This window comes from Halomonas aestuarii (assembly GCF_001886615.1).
Taxonomy (GTDB): domain Bacteria; phylum Pseudomonadota; class Gammaproteobacteria; order Pseudomonadales; family Halomonadaceae; genus Halomonas; species Halomonas aestuarii.
In genome coordinates this window covers 3,343,977-3,365,061 of record NZ_CP018139.1, presented here as the reverse complement: position 1 = coordinate 3,365,061, position 21,085 = coordinate 3,343,977, and the positions used below count along the sequence as shown (strand labels likewise).

At 67.5% G+C, this 21,085-nt stretch carries 19 protein-coding genes; 12 read left to right on the top strand and 7 right to left on the bottom strand.

The annotated features are described in order from the left end of the window. Positions 1-39 precede the first annotated feature (39 nt). From ectA to BOX17_RS15680, 3 genes are all read left to right on the top strand, one after another. Positions 40-618, top strand: coding sequence for a diaminobutyrate acetyltransferase (ectA, locus tag BOX17_RS15690; RefSeq protein ID WP_071946222.1), 579 nt, complete (start codon positions 40-42; stop codon positions 616-618). Positions 619-732: 114 nt separating this feature from the next. After that, positions 733-1,998 (top strand): diaminobutyrate--2-oxoglutarate transaminase, encoded by a 1,266-nt coding sequence (gene ectB, locus BOX17_RS15685; RefSeq protein ID WP_071946220.1) that lies wholly within the window; start codon positions 733-735, stop codon positions 1,996-1,998. A gap of 98 nt (positions 1,999-2,096) precedes the next feature. Continuing rightward, positions 2,097-2,486 carry an ectoine synthase gene (locus tag BOX17_RS15680; RefSeq protein ID WP_071946218.1) on the top strand — a complete coding sequence of 130 codons (390 nt, stop codon included), beginning with the start codon at positions 2,097-2,099 and terminating at the stop codon, positions 2,484-2,486. Between the two features lie 100 nt (positions 2,487-2,586). On the opposite strand, the gene BOX17_RS15675 is transcribed toward BOX17_RS15680, so the two are convergent. The 4 genes from BOX17_RS15675 to BOX17_RS15660 form a co-directional block, all read right to left on the bottom strand. Then, a complete protein-coding gene (locus tag BOX17_RS15675; RefSeq protein ID WP_071946216.1) occupies positions 2,587-3,126 on the bottom strand; it encodes a DUF3833 domain-containing protein in 540 nt (179 codons plus the stop codon). 189 nt (positions 3,127-3,315) lie between these two features. Beyond that, positions 3,316-3,756, bottom strand: coding sequence for a hypothetical protein (locus BOX17_RS15670; protein ID WP_071946214.1), 441 nt, complete (start codon positions 3,754-3,756; stop codon positions 3,316-3,318). A 76-nt stretch (positions 3,757-3,832) separates the two neighbouring features. Next, complete coding sequence (locus BOX17_RS15665; RefSeq protein WP_071946212.1) at positions 3,833-5,089, bottom strand: hypothetical protein; 1,257 nt, start codon at positions 5,087-5,089, stop codon at positions 3,833-3,835. Positions 5,090-5,280: 191 nt separating this feature from the next. Next, positions 5,281-7,713, bottom strand: coding sequence for an outer membrane beta-barrel protein (locus tag BOX17_RS15660; protein ID WP_071946210.1), 2,433 nt, complete (start codon positions 7,711-7,713; stop codon positions 5,281-5,283). Between the two features lie 354 nt (positions 7,714-8,067). On the opposite strand from BOX17_RS15660, the gene BOX17_RS15655 reads away from it, so the two are divergent. The 8 genes from BOX17_RS15655 (at position 8,068) to yidD (ending at position 17,117) form a co-directional block, all read left to right on the top strand. Further along, positions 8,068-9,171, top strand: coding sequence for an efflux RND transporter periplasmic adaptor subunit (locus tag BOX17_RS15655; protein ID WP_071946208.1), 1,104 nt, complete (start codon positions 8,068-8,070; stop codon positions 9,169-9,171). After that, positions 9,171-12,236 carry an efflux RND transporter permease subunit gene (locus BOX17_RS15650; RefSeq protein WP_071946206.1) on the top strand — a complete coding sequence of 1,022 codons (3,066 nt, stop codon included), beginning with the start codon at positions 9,171-9,173 and terminating at the stop codon, positions 12,234-12,236. Before BOX17_RS15655 ends, BOX17_RS15650 begins: the two co-directional genes overlap by 1 nt. Before the next feature lie 156 nt (positions 12,237-12,392). Beyond that, the gene (locus tag BOX17_RS15645; RefSeq protein WP_071946204.1) at positions 12,393-13,232 is read left to right on the top strand and encodes an ATP-dependent zinc protease family protein; all 840 of its coding nucleotides are present in this window, start codon (positions 12,393-12,395) and stop codon (positions 13,230-13,232) included. A gap of 53 nt (positions 13,233-13,285) precedes the next feature. Then, the gene (locus BOX17_RS15640; protein ID WP_071946202.1) at positions 13,286-14,791 is read left to right on the top strand and encodes an inactive transglutaminase family protein; all 1,506 of its coding nucleotides are present in this window, start codon (positions 13,286-13,288) and stop codon (positions 14,789-14,791) included. Between the two features lie 4 nt (positions 14,792-14,795). Next, the gene (locus BOX17_RS15635) at positions 14,796-15,758 is read left to right on the top strand and encodes an alpha-L-glutamate ligase-like protein (protein ID WP_071946200.1); all 963 of its coding nucleotides are present in this window, start codon (positions 14,796-14,798) and stop codon (positions 15,756-15,758) included. Between the two features lie 73 nt (positions 15,759-15,831). Further along, complete coding sequence (locus tag BOX17_RS15630; RefSeq protein ID WP_071946198.1) at positions 15,832-16,308, top strand: Fur family transcriptional regulator; 477 nt, start codon at positions 15,832-15,834, stop codon at positions 16,306-16,308. Next, positions 16,305-16,745, top strand: a complete 441-nt coding sequence (gene hisI / locus BOX17_RS15625; RefSeq protein ID WP_071946196.1) for a phosphoribosyl-AMP cyclohydrolase — start codon at positions 16,305-16,307, stop codon at positions 16,743-16,745. Before BOX17_RS15630 ends, hisI begins: the two co-directional genes overlap by 4 nt. 18 nt (positions 16,746-16,763) lie before the next feature. Further along, a complete protein-coding gene (gene yidD / locus BOX17_RS15620; RefSeq protein WP_071946194.1) occupies positions 16,764-17,117 on the top strand; it encodes a membrane protein insertion efficiency factor YidD in 354 nt (117 codons plus the stop codon). Here the strand turns inward: yidD and BOX17_RS15615 are convergent, their stop codons facing one another. Both BOX17_RS15615 and BOX17_RS15610 read right to left on the bottom strand, forming a co-directional pair. Next, on the bottom strand, positions 17,118-17,546 hold the full coding sequence (locus BOX17_RS15615; RefSeq protein WP_071946192.1) for a SufE family protein: 429 nt from the start codon (positions 17,544-17,546) through the stop codon (positions 17,118-17,120). Positions 17,547-17,615: 69 nt separating this feature from the next. Next, entirely contained in the window at positions 17,616-18,833 is a 1,218-nt protein-coding gene (locus tag BOX17_RS15610; protein WP_083582193.1) for a tyrosine-type recombinase/integrase, read from the bottom strand. A gap of 321 nt (positions 18,834-19,154) precedes the next feature. Between BOX17_RS15610 and BOX17_RS15605 the strand changes: the two genes are divergently transcribed. Further along, on the top strand, positions 19,155-20,195 hold the full coding sequence (locus BOX17_RS15605; RefSeq protein WP_071946188.1) for a DNA-binding protein: 1,041 nt from the start codon (positions 19,155-19,157) through the stop codon (positions 20,193-20,195). A 44-nt stretch (positions 20,196-20,239) separates the two neighbouring features. Here the strand turns inward: BOX17_RS15605 and nfuA are convergent, their stop codons facing one another. Next, positions 20,240-20,830, bottom strand: a complete 591-nt coding sequence (nfuA, locus tag BOX17_RS15600; protein WP_071946185.1) for a Fe-S biogenesis protein NfuA — start codon at positions 20,828-20,830, stop codon at positions 20,240-20,242. Positions 20,831-21,085 lie beyond the last annotated feature (255 nt).

Below are 21,085 nucleotides of genomic sequence, written 5' to 3'. Positions count from 1 at the left end.
TTATAATCCTTACCAAATTCGCTACAGCGAACCACAGACATGAACGCTACCACCGAACCCTTCACGCCCTCCGCCGACCTGGCTCGCCCGACCGTGGCCGATGCCGTGGTCGGTCATGAGGCGTCGCCGCTGTTCATCCGCAAGCCCAATCCCGATGACGGCTGGGGCATCTACGAGCTGGTCAAGTCCTGCCCGCCGCTCGACGTCAACTCCGCCTACGCCTACCTGCTGCTGGCGACCCAGTTCCGCGACAGCTGCGCCCTGGCCACCAACGAGGAGGGCGAAGTGGTCGGCTTCGTCTCCGGCTACGTGAAGAGCAACGCCCCCGACACCTACTTCCTCTGGCAGGTGGCGGTGGGCGAGAAGGCGCGGGGCACCGGCCTGGCCCGCCGCCTGGTGGAAGCCGTGATGACCCGACCGGAGATGGCCGAGGTCCACCATCTCGAGACCACCATCACCCCCGACAACCAGGCCTCCTGGGGCCTGTTCCGACGGCTCGCCGATCGCTGGCAGGCGCCGCTCAACAGCCGTGAGTACTTCTCCACCGACCAGCTCGGTGGCGAGCACGACCCGGAAAACCTCGTGCGCATCGGCCCCTTCCAGACCGATCGCATCTGATCACCCGCTTGCTTCATGGGACCTGCCGCCTCCGGGGCGGCCCAGGCCCATGCGCCTCTTCAGCCGCGTCACCGCGTACTGATCCCCTTCCCATTACCAAACAGGAGGTCGCTCATGCAGACCCAGATTCTCGAACGCATGGAGTCCGAGGTTCGGACCTATTCACGCTCCTTTCCCGTGGTCTTCACCAAGGCCCAGAATGCGCGCCTGACCGACGAGGACGGTCGCGAGTACATCGACTTCCTGGCCGGCGCCGGCACCCTGAACTACGGCCACAACAACCCGCAGATCAAGCAGGCCCTGCTCGAGTACCTGGCCGAGGACAATATCATCCACGGCCTGGACTTCTGGACCGCCGCCAAGCGCGACTACCTCGAGGCCCTCGAGGAGGTCGTCCTCAAGCCCCGCGGCCTCGACTACAAGGTCCAGTTCCCCGGGCCGACCGGCACCAACGCCGTCGAGGCGGCCATTCGCCTGGCCCGCAACGCCAAGGGCCGCCACAACATCGTCACCTTCACCAACGGCTTCCACGGCGTGACCATGGGGGCCCTGGCCACCACCGGCAACCGCAAGTTCCGTGAGGCCACCGGCGGGGTGCCGACGGTGGGCGGCAGCTTCCTGCCCTTCGACGGCTACATGGGCGACAGTGCCGATACCCTGGACTACTTCGAGAAGCTGCTCGGCGACAAGTCCGGCGGCCTGGACATCCCGGCCGCGGTGATCGTCGAGACCGTGCAGGGCGAGGGCGGCATCAACGTGGCCGGCCTCGAGTGGCTCAAGCGTCTCGAGCGGATCTGCCGCGACCACGACATCCTGCTGATCGCCGACGACATCCAGGCCGGCTGTGGCCGTACCGGCAAGTTCTTCAGCTTCGAACACGCCGGCATCACCCCGGACATCGTCACCAACTCCAAGTCGCTTTCCGGCCTGGGCCTGCCGTTCTCCCAGGTGCTGATGCGTCCCGAGCTCGACGTCTGGAAGCCGGGTCAGTACAACGGCACCTTCCGCGGCTTCGCGCTGGCCTTCACCACGGCCGCCGCGGCGCTGCGCACTTACTGGAGCGACGATGCCTTCGAGCAGGAGGTGACGCGCAAGGGCGAGGTGGTCGCCAAGCGCTTCCAGAAGATCGCCGGCATGCTCCGCGAGCTGGGCATCGAGGCCTCCGAGCGCGGCCGCGGCCTGATGCGCGGCATCGACGTGGGCAGCGGTGATATTGCCGACAAGATCACCCACAAGGCCTTCGAGAACGGTCTGGTCATCGAGACCAGCGGCCAGGACGGGGAAGTGGTGAAGTGCCTCTGCCCCCTGACCATCACCGACGAAGAGCTGGCCCGCGGCCTCGATATCCTCGAGACCAGCGCACGCGAGGCGCTGAGCTGATACGCTGACAGTGTTGCCCGACATCAAGGAAGGGCGACCCGGTTACTGACCGGCCGAGGGCTCGGCCGGTTCGTCATTGATATCACTGGAGAGCATTCATGATCGTTCGCAATCTCGAGGAAGCCCGCAAGACCGACCGCCTGGTCAAAGCCGAGAACGGCAACTGGGACAGCACCCGTTTGTCGCTGGCCGACGATGGTGGCAACTGCTCCTTCCACATCACCCGGATCTATGAGGGCACCGAGACCCATATCCACTACAAGCATCACTTCGAGGCGGTGTTCTGCATGGAAGGGGAAGGCGAGGTTGAGACCCTGGCCGACGGCAAGATCTGGCCGATCAAGCCGGGCGACATCTACATTCTCGACCAGCACGACGAGCACCTGCTGCGTGCCAGCAAGACCATGCACCTGGCCTGCGTCTTCACCCCGGGCCTGACCGGCAAGGAAGTCCATCGCGAGGACGGCTCCTACGCGCCATCCGAGTGATCACGCGATAATCCCTCGGCAGGTCGATCGAATCGACGACCCGACGACCCGACGACGGGATCCTGAGCGCCCCCGGCTCCTCGAGCCGGGGGCGCTTGTGTCAGGGAGACCGGTCGAAGACGATGGTGATCTCGGCCAGCGTCACGCCGAACTTGCTCATGGCGGTGCGGTTGATCAGCCGCCCGTCAGGCTGCAGGTACATCCAGTCGTCCAGGGTGAAGGTGATCTCGCGGCCCGAGACCTCGACGGGCAGCCGGTAGCGCATCGTGAAGGCATGGCCGACCTGGCGGGCCTCGACGGGCCCCTCGACGTCGTTGGCACGGCCAAGCCAAGTGGTGTCGTCCTGGCGCTCGAAGGTCCAGACCCGACGGTCCGTCTCGCCGTCCTGGTAGGTGAAGCGCTCGTCCAGGGTCAGGGTATCGCCCTCGAGGGTGCCGTCGATCACCACCGTGAAGCGGCGCTGCACCTCGCCGCTGTAGTCCTGCACCATGCCCCAGGCTCGGGTCCGGCCCTCGAAGTACTCGCCGATGTCCAGGGTTGGCGTGCTGCCCGCATAGCGTTCGATGTCGACGCTGCTGCAGCCGGCGAGCAGCACGGCCAGCAGGATCAGGGAGAGCCGATGGCGCCATATCTTGTACATGATCTTTCCAATACCATGTTTGTGTACAACATAGGCTAGCCGATCGCCGACGCCGGCGCCATGGCCGCGCTTGGCATTGGTGGAAAGAGGCATCACCGGCAAATGGCGTCACCGAAAAGGGGCGCCATGACACGACGCCGCCCGGAGGGCCGAGGCCTTCCGGGCGGTGCCGGTCTATTGCGGGGCATCTCACGCCTCGTGGTCGTGCTCCTCGCCATCCTCGTGCTCGCCACGTCCCTCGGGTGGGCCGCCGCCTTCCTCGTGGTCCTCGCCCTCCTCGTGATCTTCGCCGGACTCATGGCCGCCGCCCTTGCCGGCCGGCGGGCCCTTGTCGAAGCCCTCGTCGCGGAAGATGTCCGACTCCGAGGAGTGGCCGCCGCGGGCCTCGCCGGTGCCGGCGCCCTTGCCGAGGCGCTTGCGCTGGCCCTGGCCGCCGCCGTGCTTGCCCTTGCTGCCGTGATCATCGCCCTCGGCATGAGAGTCGGTGTGGTCGGTGTGCTCGGCCAGCAGCAACTGGTCACGGGGCATGTCGGTGAATCCCGCGCCTTGAGCAGCCCCGGCCAACATGGCCAGCGGGATGAGGCCAACCAGCAGGAGCCGCCGCAGGGCAGGGGAGTGGTTCGCTTTCATGGGATGCCTCCGGTCTCGAAAAAGCGCGGCCCAGCAGGGGGCCGCGCTTGAGTTCAATTGCATGGCAGAGTGAGCGTCACGGAGTCGCCGGCGGCTCGATGGCGAAGTCGTGGATGTACTCCAGAACCTGCACGGCGTCATCGGTCTGCTGGGTGAAGACATCGATGCCGTTCGCGTCGTCGTCGATGGTCGGCACCTCATTGAAGACCACCTCGTCGAGGAGGTTGACCTCGGTCGGCAGGTAATACGTGGTGCCGTCGATGACTTCCTCCTTGAGGACCCATACGGTGATGCCGCCGTAGAGCGAATCACGATCGTAGGAGTAGCTGTCGGCGTCGACCAGCGTGGAGAGCTCGGTGTCGAGATCGACGAAGCCGGTGATGTTCATCATCTCGTCGATGGTGACGTCACCGTACTTGTCGGAGGCCGCCGAGAAGGCGGAGGCGGCCAGTGTCATCACCACGTCGGCGTCCACCGTCATGGTGAAGGTCTCCTCGGGGTCGTCTCCCATCGGGCTGGTGGTGATCGACAGCGTGTAGCTGTCGGCATCCGGGTCGCTGCCGGCGGCCTCGATCAGCGCGATGTAGAGGGCGAAGTTCTCCAGCGGCGAATCGATGGTGGAGATGGTGCCGTCGTCATTGGTGACCAGCAGGCGCCCGGCGTCATCGGTCATGTCGGCGAGGGTCTCGGCCGTGATGGTCTGGCCATCGAGCTTGGAGAGCAGCTCCGCCAGGGAGTGGTCGGTGACGCTTTCCGGCGAGCGGGCCACGTTGAGGCGGCCGAACTCCACCGGGATGACGCCCTCCGGCATCTCGTAATCGCCTTCCTCGACCTCCACCAGCTGGGTGTAGGTTTCGCAAGCCGCATCCAGGCAGGGCTGGATGTTGCCGTTCCCGTCGAGGATGGGATTACCGGCATCATCGCGGAGGATGATCACGATATCGCCATAGTCGCCGCCCTTGCCGCTGGTGGGACCACCGCCGCCACCGGCGTTGTCGGGCTTGCCGCCGCGGTCTTCGCCGCCCTGGCCCTTGCCCTCGGGCCGCCCGCCGTCATCGTCGCGGAAGACGTCGGACTCCGCCGAGCCGCCCATCTGGCCACGACCCTGGCCGCCGCCCATCTGGCCCTGGCCCTTGCCGCGACCGACGTTGAGGAGGTTGTCATGGTTGCCGCCCTTGCCCTGGCCCTGCTGGGCCTGGGCACTCTGCATGAAGAAGCCGGCATCGGGGAATACGGCCGTCTCGATCGCGGCGGCGCCCATCAGCGGAATCACGGCCGCTGCGGTCAGGGTGGCCAGCCGGGTGACGCCGAATGTGTTGCGTGATGTGCTCATGTTCAACCCCCTAAGGGTGTAGCTGATGATGTGCTGCTGTGCGTGCAGCGCTGACGGTCAATGCCAGTCGCTTCTAAGGATAGTCCTGGCACCTGCGAAATTCCATTGACTTGTATCAATATTCCATATAGCGATTAGACATTTCATTCTCCCACGGCGCCCGCCGTGGGAATAACGGTGCGTCGGGGCACTCAGAACTGGTAGGTGACACCCAGGCGCGTCACGTTCTCCTCGTTGTCGAGGCGATCCACGCCGGACCCGTAGTCCACCTCCACCTCGTCGTAGCGGGTGTGGGTGTAGTCCATGCGCAGGCGCAGCTGCTCCTGGATCGGCACCTCGATGCCGCCCCCGACGCGCCATCCCTGTTCCGTCTCGTCGAGGTCGACCTGCTGGTTGCCCCGGGCATAGCGGGTTTCGAAATCCGTCCAGGCAGAGCCGCCGCGCAGGTAGAGCAGGGCGCCGCTGTCGATGATGTAGCCGGCCCTCAGGGCCACCCCCAGGCTGGACTCGCGATCCACCGAGTAGTTGCGGCCATTGGGCGTGCGCTCGTGGTTCCAGGTGATGTCGCTGGCCTCCGCTTCGAGCTCCGCCGCCAGGTAGAACCGCTGGAGGGTCAGGCCGTAGCCGGCGTGGAGGCCGGCGAGGGCGCCGGAGTCGCCGAACTGGGCATCCAGCTCGGTGGGTGCGGTGCGCGGGCCCGTGAGGTCGGTCGCGAGGCTGCCGTAGCCCCCCTGGAGGCCGGCGTAGAAGCCGCGATAGGCCTCCGGCGAGACGGCGGCCCGCTCGCTGGCCTGGCGCCAGGGGTGCCACGCCAGGCCGAGGCGCATCAGCGACTCCTCGGTGGCGAAGTCATCGGTCTCGCCGATGCCGATGTCGATGTCCTCGTAGTCGGTGAAGCTGTAGTCCATGCGCAGCCCCAGGGTCCTGGCCAGGGGCGCCTCCAGGCCACCGCCCAGGCGGCGACCGTCGAGCCACTCGGTGCGATCGTCGGCTTCTCCGCCCTCGGCGAAGCGGCTCTCGAAGCGCCCGCGGACCAGCCCGACGCGGCCGTAGACCTCGTTGCCGCCGGCCACCAGGCGGCCCACCCGAAGCCCGAGGCCCAAGTCATGGTGCTTCTCCACCGAGAACACCCGGCCACCGCCCCGGCGGGCGTGCGTCCATTCGGCGTCGGCCCGGTCGGCCTCCAGCTCCAGCCCGAGCCGCCAGTCGTCCAGGGCCAGGGCGTAGCCGGCGAAGAGGCCGAGCGTGGTGTCGGCATCGCGGAAATCGGCCCGCAGGTTGCCGCCCTGGCCGGTGGCGCGCGGCCCGGACTGGGCGGTGCCGACCTCGCCGCTTCCCCCCTGCACCCCGACATAGAGGCCGTCGAGGGCGTCGCTGTCCCGGGCGGCGGCCAGCAGGGCCTCGTCCTCGTAGCCGCGGGCCAGCTGGGTGCCGATGTTGACCATCAGGCGGTTGTTGTCGAAGTCCTCGCCGGGCTCGCTGGAGTCGCGCTGCAGGAAGTCGTACTTCATGCCCACGAAGAGGTGAGGGTTGAGGTAGTGCCGCAGGCCGAGCCCGAGGCCCAGCAGGTTGTCGTTGCGCTCCACCCCCTGGTAATCGTAATCGCCGTAGCTGGCATTGAGGTCGAGGGTCAGGTCGGGACGCAGCGCGGTCGTCATGCCGCCGCCCAGCACGGTGCGCACGCTGGACGAGGCGTCCTCCACGGTGGTCTCCTCGATGGTGCGGTCGAGCCGTGCGCTCACCCGGGTGGCCGATCCGGCGGGCTGCCAGGTGAGGTCGGCGCCCAGGTCGTGGGTGCCGACGTCCTCCAGGGCATTCCCGTCGTAGTCCTGTTCCATCCAGCCGACCAGCACCTCGGCCTTGAGCGATGGGGTGGGGCGGGCGATCAGGCCCACGGCCGCGTTGGCGCCCTGGGAGTCGCGGTCGAGGCTGTCGCTTTCCGGCGACAGGTCATAGTCCCGCACGTCGGCGGCCGCCTGGACGAACGGCTCCAGGGTCTCGGAGACCCGATAGCCGATGCGTGCACCGAAGGTGGTGAGGTCGCGGTCCCGGTCGTCCTGCTCGATGCTGAAACCGCCATCGGCCTCCACGTCATCGAAATCCAGCGACTCCCAGGTGCCGCCGACGCGGCTGGTGACCCGGCCGAAGCTGTGGTTGACGCCGGCAAAGGCGCCGATGCGGTCGTAGACCGTGGGTTCCTTGCCGTTGACGGCATCCGGCGAAGTGCGGGACTCGTGGCCGTGTCCGGTGTTGAGCCCGCCGAAGACGCTGCCGGCGTCGCTGTAGGCGAACCGGCCCTCGGTGCCCACGCGCCAGTCGGTGTAGTTCTCGCTCTCGAACGCGTGATACTTGCCGCGCTCGGCGTTGCCGTAGAGGCGCACCTGATGGCGTTCCCCCTTGCCGACGAGTTCGGCGAAGGGCGAGACCACGGTGATGGTGTCATCCTGGCGATTCTCGCGCTCGGCGAAGATGTTGTCGTCGTACTCGTTGCCCACCGTCACGCCGACGTTGTGCGTCCAGTTGCCGTTACCCGCGGTCGCCTGGGCCTGGGCGTTGCTGGCGGCAGATACCGCCAGCACCAGCGGCAGCAGGACGAATCCCGCGGGCCGATTCCTTGTCTGCATGAAGATCCCCTTGCGTATTCTCATGGAACCATCGATGGGCGGTCGCCATGCGCCCGGATGAACCGAGATCACAATAGCTCATTCCCAAGCATGATAAACAAAGATCAGAAGCCCCAGACGGGCATCCGGGCGACTCCTTGACCGGCGTCAAATCTGACCGATCCATGACTACGCATAATGTATATTATGTTAAATGATACATGACGAATCCTTCACGCGTCTCCCTCTTGTCGCGATGGCTGGCCATTTGGCCGCCACCCTTACATCATGGCATTCCACTACCCTTATCTTTCCTGCGCCGCCTCGACGGGCACCGAGCGCATGGGTCTTGTCGACGCTTCACGGGAACCGGCCATGAAAACCACGATACGTCTCGTCATTGTCATCATCGTACTGGCGTTGGCCCTGGGCGGCATCTTCGGGTGGAAGTACCTGAAGATGCAGGACATGGCGGAGAGGAATGCCACGCCCCCGCCACCGACGCCCATCGAGGCGGTCACCATCACCTCGCAGTCATGGCGCTCGGCGTTGAGCTCGGTGGGATCACTGCGCGCCATCAACGGCGTCGAGGTGGCCAACGAGGTGGCCGGTGTCGTCAGCGAGGTGGCCTTCGAGTCCGGCCAGACCGTCAGCGAAGGCGACATCCTGATTCGGCTCGAGGACAGCGTCGATCAGGCCGCCCTGGTCGCCCTGGAGGCACAGGCGCAGCTGGCCAACGAGACCTTCAAGCGTTATGCCAACCTGCTGCCCCGCAACGCGGTCTCCCAATCGCAGTTCGACGAGGCGCGCGCCAACTACCAGGCCGCCCGCGCCGACACCGAACAGCAGCGCGCACAGATCAACAAGAAGACCATCCGGGCACCCTTCGACGGCGTGGCGGGACTGCGCCAGGTGGATCTGGGCGAGTACATCGCCGTGGGCACGCCGATCGTCGACCTGAACATGCTCGACCCCATCCATGTCGACTACAGCGTGCCGGAACGGGCGCTGAATCAGGTTAACGCCGGGCGCGCCATGGAGCTGACGGTGGCGGCGTATCCCCAGCGGGTCTTCCGGGGCGAGATACTGGCGGTGGCGCCCTCCGTCAACGAATCGACCCGTACGCTCGATGTCCGGGCACAACTCGACAATGCCGACGGGGCCCTGCGTCCCGGCATGTTCGCCGAGGTCAGCACCCTCTCGCCGGAGAGTCGTGAGGTCCTCACCCTCCCCCGCACGGCGCTCTCGTTCAACACCTATGGTGACTTCGTGTTCCGCGTCGCCGAGAACGATCAGGGCCAGACCATCGTCTCCCGTCAGCAGGTCACGACGGGCAGCGCACGCGGCGATGTCATCGAGATCACCGAGGGGCTCGCGGCCGGCGACCGGGTCGTGGCCACCGGCCTGCTGCGCCTGCGCGACGGCCAGTCTGTCGATGTGACGGATGGCGGCGCAGGCGGCGGGGAGGCCGAAGGCTGATGACATTCACCGATATCTTCATCCGGCGCCCGGTGCTGGCCACCGTGGTCAGCCTGCTGATCCTCCTCGCGGGCCTGCGGGCCGCCATGGACCTGGAAGTCCGCCAGTACCCGGAGCTCGAGAGCACCGTGATCACGGTGACGACGTCCTACCCCGGGGCCAGCTCCCAGCTGGTGCAGGGCTTCGTGACCACGCCGCTGCAGCAGGCCATCGCCGAGGCCGACGGCATCGACTTCATCGAGTCGACCAGCATCCAGGGGGCCTCGACCATCGAGGTCAACATGGAGTTGAACTACGACGCCAACGCCGCCCTGGCCGAGGTGCAGGCCAAGGTGGCCAGCCAGCGGAGCGTGCTGCCGGCGGCGGCCGAGAGTCCGGTCATCGAGTCGTCGACCGGCGACAGCACGGCGCTGATGTACCTGGCGTTCTACTCCGAGCGCATGTCGGTGCCCCGCATCACCGACTACCTCACGCGCGTGGTACAGCCGAAGCTCCAGGCGCTGCCCGGGGTGGCCAAGGCGCGCAGCTTCGGCCAGAGCATGGCCATGCGCGTCTGGCTCGACCCGCGGCGCATGGCGGCCCTCAACGTCGATCCCGGCCAGATCGTCGAGGTCCTGCAGGACAACAACTACCAGGCCGGCGTCGGCAAGACCCGCAGCGAGTTCGTGGCCATCAACCTGACCACCGACACCGACATCACCGATCCCGCCCAGTTCGAGGACCTGGTGGTGCGCAACGACGGCGGCGACCTGGTCCGTCTGAGAGATGTGGCGCGCACCGAACTGGGCGCCGAGAACTACGACAGTACCGCCTGGTACAGCGGGACGCCCGCTACCTTCATGGCCATCGAGCAGGCCCCCGGCGCCAACCCGCTCGACGTCGCCAGGGCCGTCCGCGAGGCGATGCCGGAGATCCGTCGCCAGCTGCCGGCCGGGCTCGAGGTGGTTCTCCCCTACGACGCGTCGGAGTTCATCGAGGACTCCATCAACGAGGTGATCAAGACCCTGCTCGAGGCCGTCCTCATCGTGCTGGTGGTGATCTTCCTGTCGCTGGGGTCGGTCCGTGCCGCCCTGGTCCCGGCCGTCGCGGTGCCGCTGTCCCTGATCGGGGCGGCCTTCGTGATGCTGATGCTGGGCTTCTCGCTCAACCTGCTGACCCTGCTGTCCATGGTGCTGGCCATCGGCCTGGTGGTGGACGATGCCATCATCGTGGTCGAGAACGTGCACCGCCACATCGAGGCCGGAGAGTCACGATTCGAGGCCGCCATCAACGGCGCCCGGGAAATGGCGGTGCCGATCATCGCCATGACCACCACGCTGGTGGCGGTCTATGCGCCCATCGGCTTCATGGGGGGGCTGGTGGGTTCGCTGTTCACGGAGTTTGCCTTCACCCTGGCAGGCGCGGTGGTCGTCTCGGGCATCGTCGCCCTGACGCTCTCGCCGATGCTCTCCGGCAAGGTGCTCAAGCCCCATGGGTCATCGTCACGCTTCGAGCGCGGGGTCGAGGCCAGCTTCAACGGTCTGTCCCGCGGCTATCGCGGTCTGCTCTCCCGCAGCCTGGAAACCGTCTCGGTGCCGGTGGTGTTCGCCACGGTGGTGCTGGCCTCGATCTACTTCATGTTCATCACCAGCCAGAACGAGCTGGCCCCCACGGAAGATCAGGGGATCATCTTCTTCCAGGGCACCGCGCCGAAGACCGGCACGCTGGAGTACCTGGAGCGCTACGCCGGCGACATCCAGGCCGGCATGGAGGGGATCGAGGGCTACGAGGAGTCCTTCATGATCCTCGGCGGCACCAGTGCCGATACCGTGTTCGGGGGGTTCAAGATGGCCCCCTGGAGCGAACGGGATATCTCGCAGATGGAGGTGATGCCGGCGCTGCAGGGCGCCCTGTCCCGGGTCACGGGCCTGCAGACCGCGGCCTTCCCTCGCCCTTCCCTGCCCGGCTCGAGCGGCGGCCTGCCAGTGCAGTTCGTGCTCACCACCGGCAACAGCTACGAGGAGCTCAACGCCGTCGCCGACGACTTGCTCGGCCAGGCCATGGGCAGCGGCAACTTCGCCTTCCTGCGCAAGTCGATCGATTTCGATCGACCGACCACCCGTATCCTGGTCGACCGCAACCGGGTGGCCGACCTGGGCCTGACCATGGCCGATGTCGGCCAGGCGCTGTCGACCCTGGTCGGTGAGGGGTTCACCAACCGCTTCAGCATGGACGGGCGCAGCTACAAGGTCATTCCCCAGGTCGAGCAGGCCTTCCGGCTCGAGGCGTCGATGATCGACGACTATTACCTCCGGGCGGATAACGGTCAGCAGGTGCCGCTGAGCAACCTGGTGCGCTTCGAGGACAGCGTGGAGCCCTCCTCGCGCACGCAGTTCCAGCAGCTGAACTCGCTGATCCTCGAGGGGGTGCCGCGCCCCGGCGTGGCCCTGGGCGATGCCCTGGGGTGGCTCAACCGGACGGCCGCCGAGACCCTGCCGCCGGCCTACTCGGTCGACTACAAGGGGCAGTCGCGACAGCTGATGACCCAGGGCAGCGCGCTGGTGCTGACCTTCTTCCTGTCGCTGATCGTCATCTACCTGGTGCTGGCGGCCCAGTTCGAGAGCTGGCGTGATCCGCTGATCATCCTGGTCTCGGTGCCGATGTCGGTCGCCGGCGCCATGACGTTCATTACCCTCGGGGTCTCGAGCCTGAACATCTATACTCAGGTAGGCCTGATCACCCTGATCGGGGTGGTGGCGAAGAACGGCATCCTGATCGTCGAGTTTGCCAACCACCTGCAGCATGACAAGGGACTCGGCAAGCGTGATGCGGTCATCGAGGCGTCGGCGATCCGCCTGCGGCCGATCCTGATGACCTCGGTGGCGCTGATCGTGGCGATGGTCCCGCTGCTCGTGGCCACCGGCGCGGGCGCGGTCAGCCGGTTCGACATCGGCCTGACCATCGCCTCGGGGCTCGGCATCGGCACCCTGTTCACCCTGTTCGTGCTGCCGGCGTTCTACCTGCTGCTGGCACGGGATCACAACGCGGCCAGGGACGCCGGCGCGGCGGCGAGGGCGTCATCCTGAGCGTCAAGACACCGGACCCGGCCGGTGCTCGCGTGGACAGGGTCGGCGTCACTCCTTATCATCGCGGTTTCCTTCGCCAGGAAGGTAAAGGAAACCTGACGACCCCGGCGGTGGCCAGGGTCGGATACCAACGGCCGGTGAAAGGTGCGAATAGAGATGGGCAAACGTTATTCATGCCTGGTGGCCATGCTGGGACTCTCGCTGCTGGCGGGATGCGCCTGGCTGCCCCAGCCCGAGGAAGACGTCCACGACACGCTTGCCACCAGGGCTCAGCTGGATGAGCGCTTCACGCGGCTGGAAGCCGCGGTCGAAGGCCAGTGCGGTGGACAGCAGGCACGGTTCACCCAGCAGCAACAGCGCCTCGATCGGGTGGATGCCGACCTCCGCGAGGTCGGCAGCCTGCTGCGTGGACTGCGCTCCGACGTGGCGCGTGCCGGAGACGAGCCCGAGCGGGTGGCGCGGGAGTGCGCCATCGATGCGGATATCGGCAACAAGACGCTGCTGGGGCGCTCCGAATGGATCGGCCTGCCCGATGTGGGCACCTACCTGAAGGCGCGGATCGACACGGGCGCCGAGACCTCCTCGCTATCGGCCACCGAGATCACCCCGTTCGAACGAGACGGCGAGGACTGGATTCGCTTCAAGCTGGGGCTCAACGACGACGACGCCGTTGTCGACAGCGTCCGTGACCGATGGATCGAGGCGCCGGTGGAGCGTCGGGTGCGCATCATCCAGGCGTCCGGCGAGGAATCCCGCCCGGTGATCAGCCTGATGATGACCCTGGGAACCCTGCGCGACCGGGTGCAGTTCACCCTGAGCGACCGGACGCACCTGGACCATCCGGTCCTGCTCGGGCGACGCTTCCTCCTGGACATCGCCATTGTCGACGTGGCCGAGCAGTACCTCCATGAACGCCCCGAATTTCCTGGCGGAAAGCCGGCAACGGACGCCGGCGCCGACGAGGCCATCGATGCGGCCGGGGAAGCCGACGGCTGACGCCGTCGGCCCGGTCCGATGAACGCCGCCTGTTCCACCTCCAAGGAAGACCCATGTCACGACTGCCCTTCTACCTGATCGTCGCCCTGCTGCTGGTGTCCGGTGTTGCCCTGAGCATCCACCGCCACGTGCAGTTCGAGGTGCCCTGGACACCCGGCGAACAGCGCCAGGTCTGGGACATCGAGGCCCAGGTCAACTTCGTCGCCGACGGTGGCCCGGCCAAGGTCAACATGGCGTTGCCCTCGAGCCAGCAGGGCTACCGCATCCTCACCGAGCACACCGCCTCGCCCGGCTATGGCCTGGCCTTCCTCGAGCAGCAGGGGGGGCGGCGCGCCGAGTGGTCCACGCGAGAGGCCACCGGTGACCAGCAGCTCTACTACAGCGTCCAGGTTCTGGTCGCCCCCGATGCGCGCAAGACCAGTATCGAGCCCCCTCCCCTGCAGCGCGACAACGTCTGGGAGTCGCCCTACGACACCGCGGCCAGCCAGGTGATCGAGCGCGCCTGGTCGCGCAGCGCCGATCATTTCACCTTCGCCCGCGAGCTGATCCAGGACTTCACCGATGAGCGCCAGGGGGAGAATGCCCGGCTCCTCCTGACCCAGTTCGATCGCGCGCCGCTGCTGGTGCGCCTGCTCAACCAGGCGGACGTGCCGGCCCGGGAGGTCAGCGGCCTGGTGCTGGAGAGTGGCCGTCGCCGCCAGAACCTGATGACCTGGATCCAGGTCTTCGAGGACCAGGAGTGGGTGCTCTTCAATCCGCGCACCGGCGAGCGGGGACGCCCGGACAACCTGCTGCTCTGGGAGTCGGCCGGTCAGGCGGTGCTCGAGGTGGAGGGCGGCAGCAACTCCCGGGTCAACTTCTCGATGATCTCCCGCAACCAGCCGGCCGCGGCCGCCGTGCGCAGCCAGCTGGCCGACGACACCCTGCTCAACTTCTCGATCCACAGCCTGCCCCTCGAGGACCAGGCGCTGTTCCAGACCATCCTGCTGATCCCCATCGGGGCACTGGTGGTAGTGCTGCTGCGGGTGCTGGTGGGCATCAAGACCTCGGGGACCTTCATGCCCGTGCTGATCGCGCTGGCCTTCATCCAGACCACCCTGGTCACCGGCCTGGTCGGTTTCCTGCTGGTGGTCGCCGTGGGACTGGTGATCCGCAACTACCTGTCCTACCTGAACCTGTTGCTGGTGGCGCGAGTGACGGCGGTGATCATCACGGTCATCGCCATCATCTCGGTCTTCTCGGTCCTCGCCTATCGCTTCGGCCTCAACGCCGGCCTGACGATCACCTTCTTCCCGATGATCATCCTGTCCTGGACCATCGAGCGCATGTCGATCCTCTGGGAGGAGGAAGGCCCCAAGCAGGTGCTGATCCAGGGCGGCGGGAGCCTGATGACGGCGGTGCTGGCCTACCTGGCCATGAACAACCCCTGGATCCGCCACATCACCTTCAACTTCCTCGGCGTCCAGCTGATCCTGATGGGCCTGATCCTGCTGCTCGGCAACTACACGGGCTACCGCCTGCTCGAGCTGCGCCGCTTCAAGCCGGTCACGGAGGACTGAGGCCATGTGGACGACCCCCGCGCGCCTGCACGCCAAGGGCATCATCGGCATGAACCGGCGCAACATCCGTTACATCGGCCGCTACAACAACCGCCGGCTCTATCCGCTGGTGGACGACAAGCTCAAGACCAAGCTGCTGGCCCAGGACTACGGCATCACCACGCCGGACCTGATCGGTACCGTGACCACCCAGTTCGGCGTCAAGCACATCCGCGGCATGCTGGCTGGCCATCACGGCTTCGTGATCAAGCCGGCCAAGGGCAGCGGCGGCAAGGGCATCCTGGTCATCGAGCGGGTCGAGGGCGACCGCTACATCAAGCCCAGCGGCGCCCGGCTGAGCCTCGAGGACGTGGAGCGCCATGTCTCCAATATCCTCTCGGGGCTCTACTCGCTGGGTGGCTCCCCCGACGTGGCGCTGGTCGAGGCGCTGATCAACTTCGACGGCTCCTTCGCCGAGTACACCTACGAGGGCGTCCCGGACATCCGGGTCATCGTCTTCAAGGGCTATCCGGTGATGGCGATGATGCGCCTCTCCACGGCGGCCTCGGACGGCAAGGCCAACCTGCATCAGGGGGCCGTGGGGGTGGGCATCGACATCGCCAGCGGCACGGCGATCCGGGGCGTGCAGTACGACCGCACCCGCCACGACCATCCCGACACCGGCCACGAGCTCGCCAGCCTGCGCATTTCCGACTGGGAGACCCTGATGCTGCTGGCCGCCGGCTGCTACGAGATGACGGGCCTGGGCTACCTGGGGACCGACATGGTGCTCGATCGCGATCGTGGCCCCATGCTCCTCGAGCTCAACGCCCGCCCGGGCCTGGCGATCCAGATGGCCAACGGCGAGGGCCTTCGCCCGCGGCTCGACCTGATCGAACGCCAGCCCGACGGCGTGCCCGCCGAGGAGAGAGTCGCCTTCTCGCGGCGCCACTTCGCCCGCTCGAGCGAGCTGCGCGAGCCGGCCTGAGGGGCCGTGGCTGGTCCCTCGCCGGCCCGCCGCGTAGACTATGCGCTTCTCCCCAGCCACCGCTCCGGGTGCCATGACCGACCCCCGCGACATGATCCGACAGGCCGAGCGTCAGTGCCAGCAGCGCGGGGCGCGCTTCACGCCGATCCGCCGCCGGGTGCTGGAACTCATCGCCACGACCCGCGGCGGCCTGAAGGCCTACGAGCTTCTCGACCGCCTGGCGGCCGAGCATGAGGCGGCGCGCCCGCCCACCGTCTATCGTGCCCTCGAGTTCCTCATCGACCAGGGGCTGGTGCACCGCATCGAGTCGCTCAATGCCTACGTGGCCTGCCCCTGCCCCGAGCATGCCCACGGCTTCCAGCTGCTGATCTGCCGCCACTGCGGCCGGGTCGAGGAGCTGCACCTGAACGAGATCAACGACCACCTGGCGCGACGCGCCGGTGAGCTGGGCTTCGAGGTCCAGCGCCAGACCATCGAGCTGCTGGGCCAGTGCGACGCCTGCCGCCAGGCCCTCGACCGGCCCCCAGCCGCCACCGTGGAGACCCCATGAGCCAATCCTTCAAGGCCCTCGAGCGGGCCCCCCGCGACAGCCACGTGCCCCTGGCCGAGATCCTGGCGGCCGTCGGCTTCAATGCCGACGGCCTGATCCCCGCCATCGCCCAGCAGCATGACAGCGGCGAGGTGCTGATGATGGCGTGGATGAACCGCGATGCCCTGGAGGAGACCCTGCGGACCGGCCGCGTCTGCTACTGGTCGCGCTCGCGGGGAAAGCTGTGGCGCAAGGGGGAGAGCTCCGGTCAGCAGCAGCGGCTCATGGCCGCTGCCCTGGACTGCGACGGCGACACCCTGCTGCTGCAGGTGGATCAGACGGGGCCTGCCTGCCACAGCGGGCGGCGCAGCTGCTTCTACGTGGCGCTGGAGGGCGATCGGGCGCGCATCAGCAGCGATCCGCTGATCGATCCCGATACGCTCTATGGCAAGGGCTGAGATGAAAAGGGCCGACCCATGACCGCCCCGGCGGCCTGGTGGCGACGCCTGACGGCACTCCTCACGCGCGCGCTCGGCATCGCGATGATCGGCCTGGTGAAGACCTACCAGGTCACGCTGAGCCCCCTGCTGGGGCCGCGCTGCCGCTACTGGCCGAGCTGTTCCGCCTATGCGGTGGAGGCGCTGCGGGTGCACGGCCCCTTCAAGGGCGGACTGATGGCGCTTCGCCGCATCGCCCGCTGCCACCCGGGCTGCGAGGGGGGTATCGATCCGGTGCCGGGCGGGCCCAGCGAGGCGCTGTGTCGGGAGGACCCGGAGCTGGACGAGCACTTCCGCTGCCGGTCCGACGACCGGCAGCAGGACGCTCCCTGATCAGGCGACCGCTTCCTGCTCGGCCACCCGGTAGATCCGCTCCAGCATGGCATTGAGGCCGTTGCTGCGGGTCGGCGAGAGGTGCTTGTCGAGGCCCAGATCCTTGAGGAAGTGCGGGCTGGTGGCGCGGATGTCCTCGGGCCGGCGATCGTTGTAGATGCGCATCAGCACGGCAATCAGCCCGGAGACGATGGCGGCGTCGGAGACCGCATCGAAGTGCAGGGTCTCGCCCTCTCGGCGGTGGCGCATCCAGACGTTGGACTGGCAGCCCTGGATCTTCAGCTCGTCGACCTTCCACTCATCCGGAAAGGCCGGCAGCTGCTTGCCCATGTCGATGATGTACTGGTAGCGATCCATCCAGTTGTCGAACATCTCGAACTCGTCGAGAAGCTCCTGCTGGGCCTGTTCGGCGGTGGTCTCGGAACTCATGGTCTCTCCTCAAGGCAATGGGGCCATTATAACGGCTCGGGTCCCCTATCTCGATCCTCCCCGTCCGGATCACCCCCGGTCGACGTCATGCCCGGCCGTGAAATCCCCCAGGCCATGGCGGGCCTGCTGGCGATGCCACTCCTCGTCCTCGGCGTGCAGGTAGCGCGCCGTGGTGTCCAGGCGCGAGTGTCGTGCAGTCCCCGCCAGGTAGCGCAGCTCCACGCCGGCCTGGGCCTGGTGGGTCAGGGCCGTATGGCGCAACCAGTGGGGCGTGGCCCGGCGCAGGCGCAACACGGCGTCGCGGGCCGCCTCGCCCTCCTCGGCCTCGAGCACGTCCGCCGCCTCGCCGAAGGCCTCGCGGATCAGCCGGTAGAGCCGGTTGTCGCCGAGCCCCCGGGTGCCGTCCAGGGCCCGCAGCAGCGGGCCCTCCTCATCGGGTGAAGGAAGGCGCGACAGCCCCAGCTGCGCCCGCCAGGCCTCCAGCAGGGCCAGCATGTCCGGCGGCACCGGGATGCGCGCCGCCTTGTCGCCCTTGCCCACGACATGCCACCACCAGCGCCCCTCGCGGCGCACGAAGTCGTTCATGCACGCCGCACTCATCTCGCCGATGCGCGGGGCCAGCAGGTAGGCGAAGCCGAAGACCAGCCGCCGACGCGACTGCTCGAAGACCCGGCGCGAGGAGGCGTCCGCCGCCACCGGCCGGTTGAGCCAGGCCCAGAACCACGCCCACACGGGTCTCTCGAGGTAGCGCTCGATGCCGCCCTGCCGATTGTCCAGGCGACGCCGCTTGTCGCGCATCAGCCGGAACGGGTTGTGGGAGACCCAGCCCGCCTCGACAAGCCAGGCGTACATGCCCTGCAGGATGACCAGGCTCTGCCGGCGGCTCGAGGGGGACAGTGGCCCCCGGAAGGGACGCCAGCGAGGGTCGGTGCGTGGGCGGACCGGGCCGATCCAGCGCGCCACGGGGCGCGGGTCGGCCAGGAAGGCCTCGAAGGCATCCAGGTCCTCCCGGCGCAGGTCGCCAAGCCCCCTGCCCTGGCCGGCCAGCCACATCAGCAGCCGCTGTACCTCGCGTCGATAGGCGCGCTGCGTCTGTGGGCTCGCGCGATACTCGGCGAGCCATCGCGCCACGGCCTCGCCGTCGCTGCCGGCCGCGATATGCACGCCCGCCGGCAGCGTCAGTGCCTCGCCTGACTCCGGTGGTGGGGTCAGCTCGCCCGGAGGTGCCCCTTCATGCACCTGGCGTTGCGTGTCGACCGGTTCCTGCGGGCTCTCGTCGCGCCCCATGTCCTGCCTCCCTGTTGGTTTTTCCCGGGCTCTGTTTCCCCCAGGCCTTTACCCCTAGCCCTTTACCCCGAGGCCTTTACCCCGAGGCCCCTGTCCGGGGCACTTGCCCTGCCGGTCCCTGCGGCACAGTATCCGCCTGCCGGCCCAAGAAATTCAAGATAAGCCGCGTAATCTTGATTATTTATCGCTAAAGATAAATATTATTACGCATTACGTAGTACGTAATAATCTTCTCTATTCAGGATATCCGGGGTAGACTGGCGCCCATGACCTGTCGCCAGGCCGGCAGACAGCCCAGCGGATCACCATGAGGGGACGACCATGGCGCGCAGCGGCGTGCGTTACGAGGATGTACAGCGGGCCGTCGATGCCCTGCTCGAGAAGGGAGAGGCCCCGAGCGTGCACAAGGTGCGCGAGGTGCTCGGCACCGGCAGCTTCACCACCATCAGCGACCACCTGCGGGAGTGGCGGACGCGGCGCGAGGAGAATCGCGACCAGCCTCCTCCTCGCGGGATGCCGGAGGGGCTGCAGGAACTGGCCGAGGCGCTGTGGGAGAAGGCCCAGGGCTCGGCCCACGAGGCACTCGCCCACTATCGCCAGGAGGCCGATGGCCGGGTGGAGGAGGCCCGCGAGGAGGCCGGGGAGGCCTCACGCCGGGCCGAGGACGCCGAACAACGCGAGTCGGCGCTGTCCGCCCACCTGGCTCGCACCGAGCAGCGCCTGCAGGAACAGAGCGGCGAGCTGGCCCGCCGGGAAGCCGAGCGCGACGCCCTCGCCGAACGCGAGGCGAAGCTGGCGAGCCGCCAGTCGCGGTTCGAGGCGCAGCTAGCGAGCCTCCAGGAGGAGCACGAGCGCCAGGCCCGCGAGCAGCAGCAGGCACTCGCCGAGCAGGCGTCACGCCATCAGGAGCGCCTCGCTCGCGAGGAGAAGCGCCATGAGACCAGCGAGGCCCGGCTGATGGGCCTGCTCGACGAGGCGCGCCAGGAACGCCAGGCCGCCGACAAGGGCCATGCCCAGCGACAGCAGCAGCTGGAGACGCGCCTCGAGCGGGCACAGCAGCTGGTCCAGGAGGCGCGGGGCGCCCTGGCCGAGGAGGAGAAGCGCCACCGGGAGACCGAGTGGGCACGCCACCAGGCGGAGGAGCGCAGCCGCATGCTGGCGCATGAACAGGCCCTGCTGCAGGCACGCGTCGATGAGCAGAAGCAGCTGCTGGAGGAGCAGGCGCGCCGGCTACGCGACCTGGAGGCCCAGCTCCACCGCTGCCTCTGGCAGGCGCCGGTGCCGGGCCGGGAGGACGCACAGGCCGCCGGAGACGACGAAGGCCCCGCGGATGCGGGGCCTTCGAGGGAGGAGATCGAGTAAGGATGTCGCGGGGAGGCCATGGCCTCCCCGTGAGTCATCACGCCTCAGCGATAGTAGGCGTTGGTAGTGTCCGAGTGGTCGGTGACGTCACGGATGCCGGCGAGTTCCGGGATGCGCTCCATCAGGGTCTTCTCGACGCCATCCTTGAGGGTCAGGTCCACCGCGGCGCAGCCCTGGCAGCCACCGCCGAAGGCCAGCACCGCCACCTGGTCCTCGGTCAGCTCGACCAGCTTGATCTCGCCGCCGTGGGAGGCCAGGCCCGGGTTGATCTCGCTGTAGAGGATGTAGTTGACGCGATCCTCGAGCGGGCTGTCCGCATTCACCTTGGGCATCTTGGCGTTGGGTGCCTTGATGGTCAGCTGGCCGCCCATGCGGTCGGCGTTGAAGTCGACCACGGCCTCCTCGAGGAAGGGCAGGCTGTTCTTGTCCAGGTAGACGCGGATCTTCTCCAGCTCCAGCAGCTCGTCGCTGGGCTCTTCCTCGCCGGGACGGCAGTAGGCCAGGCAGGTCTCGGCATAGGGGGTGCCGGGCTGGGTGATGAAGATGCGAACCGCGATACCCTCGACGTTCTGCTTCTCGAGCAGCTCGGCGAGGTAGTCCTGGGCGCTGTCGGTGATCTGGATGCTGTCGCTCATGGTGCTCTCGCTATCGTGACGCGTCGCGTCGGCGGGCCGAGGCGACGGGTACGGAAAGTGTGATGGCCCAATGGTAAGCGACCCGCGCGGCCGACACAATCCCGACTGAATTGCTGGGTTTTATCCTGCCCCCTGCCGCGGCGCGGCGGCTTTTGCTAAGATGTTCGCCTTCCCCGGCGACCTGCCGACGTGCCGACCCCCGGCAGGCCGCCCGTTGCCCGCAGCGCATGCACGACACAAGACGCCCCAGGCGCC

What these genes read in the sequence shown, in the direction of transcription:
- ectA (WP_071946222.1), top strand. Translation starts at nt 40, where the DNA reads ATGAACGCTACCACCGAACCCTTCACGCCCTCCGCCGACCTGGCTCGC.
- ectB (WP_071946220.1), top strand. Translation starts at nt 733, where the DNA reads ATGCAGACCCAGATTCTCGAACGCATGGAGTCCGAGGTTCGGACCTAT.
- BOX17_RS15680 (WP_071946218.1), top strand. Translation starts at nt 2,097, where the DNA reads ATGATCGTTCGCAATCTCGAGGAAGCCCGCAAGACCGACCGCCTGGTC.
- BOX17_RS15675 (WP_071946216.1), bottom strand. Translation starts at nt 3,126, where the DNA reads ATGTACAAGATATGGCGCCATCGGCTCTCCCTGATCCTGCTGGCCGTG.
- BOX17_RS15670 (WP_071946214.1), bottom strand. Translation starts at nt 3,756, where the DNA reads ATGAAAGCGAACCACTCCCCTGCCCTGCGGCGGCTCCTGCTGGTTGGC.
- BOX17_RS15665 (WP_071946212.1), bottom strand. Translation starts at nt 5,089, where the DNA reads ATGAGCACATCACGCAACACATTCGGCGTCACCCGGCTGGCCACCCTG.
- BOX17_RS15660 (WP_071946210.1), bottom strand. Translation starts at nt 7,713, where the DNA reads ATGCAGACAAGGAATCGGCCCGCGGGATTCGTCCTGCTGCCGCTGGTG.
- BOX17_RS15655 (WP_071946208.1), top strand. Translation starts at nt 8,068, where the DNA reads ATGAAAACCACGATACGTCTCGTCATTGTCATCATCGTACTGGCGTTG.
- BOX17_RS15650 (WP_071946206.1), top strand. Translation starts at nt 9,171, where the DNA reads ATGACATTCACCGATATCTTCATCCGGCGCCCGGTGCTGGCCACCGTG.
- BOX17_RS15645 (WP_071946204.1), top strand. Translation starts at nt 12,393, where the DNA reads ATGGGCAAACGTTATTCATGCCTGGTGGCCATGCTGGGACTCTCGCTG.
- BOX17_RS15640 (WP_071946202.1), top strand. Translation starts at nt 13,286, where the DNA reads ATGTCACGACTGCCCTTCTACCTGATCGTCGCCCTGCTGCTGGTGTCC.
- BOX17_RS15635 (WP_071946200.1), top strand. Translation starts at nt 14,796, where the DNA reads ATGTGGACGACCCCCGCGCGCCTGCACGCCAAGGGCATCATCGGCATG.
- BOX17_RS15630 (WP_071946198.1), top strand. Translation starts at nt 15,832, where the DNA reads ATGACCGACCCCCGCGACATGATCCGACAGGCCGAGCGTCAGTGCCAG.
- hisI (WP_071946196.1), top strand. Translation starts at nt 16,305, where the DNA reads ATGAGCCAATCCTTCAAGGCCCTCGAGCGGGCCCCCCGCGACAGCCAC.
- yidD (WP_071946194.1), top strand. Translation starts at nt 16,764, where the DNA reads ATGACCGCCCCGGCGGCCTGGTGGCGACGCCTGACGGCACTCCTCACG.
- BOX17_RS15615 (WP_071946192.1), bottom strand. Translation starts at nt 17,546, where the DNA reads ATGAGTTCCGAGACCACCGCCGAACAGGCCCAGCAGGAGCTTCTCGAC.
- BOX17_RS15610 (WP_083582193.1), bottom strand. Translation starts at nt 18,833, where the DNA reads ATGGGGCGCGACGAGAGCCCGCAGGAACCGGTCGACACGCAACGCCAG.
- BOX17_RS15605 (WP_071946188.1), top strand. Translation starts at nt 19,155, where the DNA reads ATGGCGCGCAGCGGCGTGCGTTACGAGGATGTACAGCGGGCCGTCGAT.
- nfuA (WP_071946185.1), bottom strand. Translation starts at nt 20,830, where the DNA reads ATGAGCGACAGCATCCAGATCACCGACAGCGCCCAGGACTACCTCGCC.